The organism is Methanobrevibacter sp., from assembly GCF_017406825.1.
Classification (GTDB): Archaea; Methanobacteriota; Methanobacteria; order Methanobacteriales; family Methanobacteriaceae; genus Methanocatella.
The window spans coordinates 1-3,088 of record NZ_JAFQXT010000049.1 but is presented as its reverse complement, the minus strand read 5'-3'; the positions used below and the strand labels follow the sequence as shown (position 1 = coordinate 3,088).

Sequence of the window (3,088 nt, the reverse complement as noted above, 5' to 3'; positions counted from 1 at the left end):
TATAGAATAATAAAAATAAATTATTAATAATTAAATTATTTATTTAATTTGTTTTAAGTTTTTTATTTATTGTGATTTAATGGTAGGAATAGTAGGATATGGGGCACATGTGCCATCATATAGGATAAAGGTAGAAGAAATCGCTAAAGTATGGGGTGATGACCCTGTAGCTTTATCAAATGGATTGGTTGTTAATGAAAAATCCGTTCCTTCTCCTGATGAAGACACTGCGACTATTGCAGTTACCGCCGCAAGATACGCTCTAGCAAGAGCCCAGATTGACCCTTCAAAGATTGGTGCCGTTTACGTCGGTTCCGAATCACATCCATATGCAGTAAAACCAACTGCTTCCATTGTAGCAGAAGCAGTTTGTGCAACTCCAAAACTGACTGCAGCCGATTTGGAATTCGCCTGTAAAGCAGGAACTGCAGGTATCCAAATGACTATGGGTCTTGTAGAATCTGGAATGATTGAATATGGTTTGGCCATTGGTGCCGATACCTCACAAGGCGCTCCTGGTGATGCTTTGGAATACACCGCATCTGCCGGTGGGGCAGCTTACATCATCGGTAAAGAAAATACAATTGCAGACATAAATCATACATGCAGTTTCACAACAGACACTCCCGATTTCTACAGAAGGGAAGGTCAGGACTACCCGTCCCACGGCGGACGTTTCACTGGAGAGCCTGCATACTTCAAACATGTTTTGAGTGCAGCAAAAATGTTATTTGAAGAAACCGATTCCAAACCTGAAGATTATGATTATGCATGTTTCCACCAGCCTAACGGTAAATTCTACCTGAGGGCAGGTAAAAAATTAGGATTCACAAATGATCAAATCAAACAAGGATTACTCACTCCTAATATTGGAAACACTTATTCCGGTGCCGTACCTCTCGCATTATCTAATATTTTGGATGTTGCAGAACCTGGAGACAACATCTTCGTTATTTCATATGGTTCCGGTGCAGGAAGTGACGGTTTTACAATAACCGTTAAAGACGAGATTGTTGAAAGAAGAGAATTAGCTCCAAAAACACAAAGCATCATTGACCAAAAGACATATGTCGATTATGCGGTTTATGCTAAATATAAAGGTAAAATTAAAATGTAAGGGGGCTTGAAAATGAGAGATGTTGCGATTATCGGAGTTTCACAGACAAAATTCGGTGAATTATGGGATTCATCATTTAGAGATTTAATTGCTGAAGCTGGTGTAAAAGCTATAGTGGATGCTGACATTGATGGTGCAGATATTGAAGCAATGTTTGTTGGAAATATGTCCTCAGGACTATTTGTACAGCAGGAACACATTGCAGCACTTATTTCTGACCACGTAGGTCTTAATCCTGTCCCAACCACAAGAGTCGAAGCTGCTTGTGCTTCAGGCGGATTGGCATTAAGGCAAGGTATCATGGCAGTCGCATCAGGATACCATGATGTTGTAATTTCTGCAGGTGTTGAAAAGATGACTGATGTAGTGGACGCCACTCCAGCTATTGCCACAGCATCAGACCAGGAATGGGAAGCCCAGCAAGGCGCCACTTTCCCGTCATTATATGCAATGATTGCAAAAAGACACATGTACGAATACGGAACCACCCGTGAGCAGTTAGCACAGTTTTCAGTAGTCAACCACAAGAACGCATCCAAAAACCCTAATGCACAATTCCCATTTGAAACTACTGTAGACAAAGTAATCAACTCTACAATGGTTGCAGATCCATTGACATTACTCGACTGTTCTCCTGTTAGTGACGGAGCGGCAGCTGTTGTAATGGTGCCTGCCGAAGACGCTAAAAAGTACACTGACACCCCAATTTATGTAAAGGCTTCTGCACAGGCTTCTGGAACATTAACATTGCACGACAGAAAAGATTTAACTACCATTGAATCTACAAAAGTTGCTTCCAGAAAAGCTTATGAAATGGCAGGAATCACATGCAAAGACGTTGACGTTACTGAAGTGCATGACTGTTTCTCCATCAATGGATTGTTGGCGGTTGAAGACTTAGGATTTGCTGAAAAAGGTAAAGGAGGAATAGCTATTGAGGAAGGCCAAACTGAAATCGATGGTGATTTCCCGATCAACTCATCAGGAGGTCTTAAGGCACGTGGACACCCATTAGGTGCAACCGGTATCGCTCAGGCTGCTGAAATCGTATGGCAACTTAGAGGAGAAGGTGGAAAACGTCAGGTGGAAGGTGCAGAAATCGGTATGACCCACAACATCGGAGGTACCGGAGGTACTGCAGCAGTACACATTTTCGGAAGAGATTTATAAATCTCTTTTACTTTTTCTTTTTTTTATGATAATCAATACTGGCTCAAGAACTGATATTCCGGCTTTTTTTCATAAATGGTTCCTAAACAGGGTTGATGAGGGATTTGTTTGCTCTAAAAACCCATATAATGATGATATTTATAGGTATCCCATTAACCCTAAGACAACTGATTGCCTGTGTTTCACTTCTAAAAACCCAAAGCCGTTAATCAAAAACATTGATAAGTTGGATGAATATAATCAGTTCTGGTTCATGACGATCAATGCATATGATAAGGACATTGAAGTCAATGTTCCATCATATAAACGGGTAATTAAAACATTCAAGTCATTATCCGATTATTTGGGAAGCAGATGTGTTGAGTGGAGATATGACCCGATATTCATCACAGAAAAATATGACTTGGATTTTCATATTGATAAATTTGAAGAGATTGCATCGCAACTATCCACATACACTGATTATTGTACGATAAGTTTCATTGATTTGTATAAGAAGGTTTTAAGAAATTTTCCAGAAGCAAAGGAAGTTGAAATTGAAGAACAGCTGATTATAGGCGAGAACTTTTCAAGGATTGCTCGTGATTATGATATTCAAATTAAAACCTGTCTTGAGGGAACATTGCTTGACCAGTTCGGTTGTGATTCGTCAGGGTGCATGACTCAGCAGGTTATTGAGAGAGCTATTGGAAATAATTTAAAATTGCCTAAAGGAAAATACCAGAACCGTGAATGCAATTGCATATTTGGAAGGGATGTAGGAGCATATAATACATGCATGCACGGATGCAAGTATTGCTA

3 protein-coding genes are annotated in these 3,088 nt (G+C 40.0%); all 3 read left to right on the top strand.

Annotated features, from left to right (window positions below):
- The first annotated feature begins 79 nt into the window (after window positions 1-79).
- Entirely contained in the window at window positions 80-1,117 is a 1,038-nt protein-coding gene (locus tag IJF99_RS08630; protein ID WP_292794306.1) for a hydroxymethylglutaryl-CoA synthase, read from the top strand.
- A gap of 12 nt (window positions 1,118-1,129) precedes the next feature.
- Window positions 1,130-2,287 carry a thiolase domain-containing protein gene (locus IJF99_RS08625; RefSeq protein ID WP_292794303.1) on the top strand — a complete coding sequence of 386 codons (1,158 nt, stop codon included), beginning with the start codon at window positions 1,130-1,132 and terminating at the stop codon, window positions 2,285-2,287.
- Window positions 2,288-2,312: 25 nt separating this feature from the next.
- The coding region (locus IJF99_RS08620) for a DUF1848 domain-containing protein (RefSeq protein ID WP_292794301.1) at window positions 2,313-3,088 on the top strand (776 nt) is incomplete at its 3' end.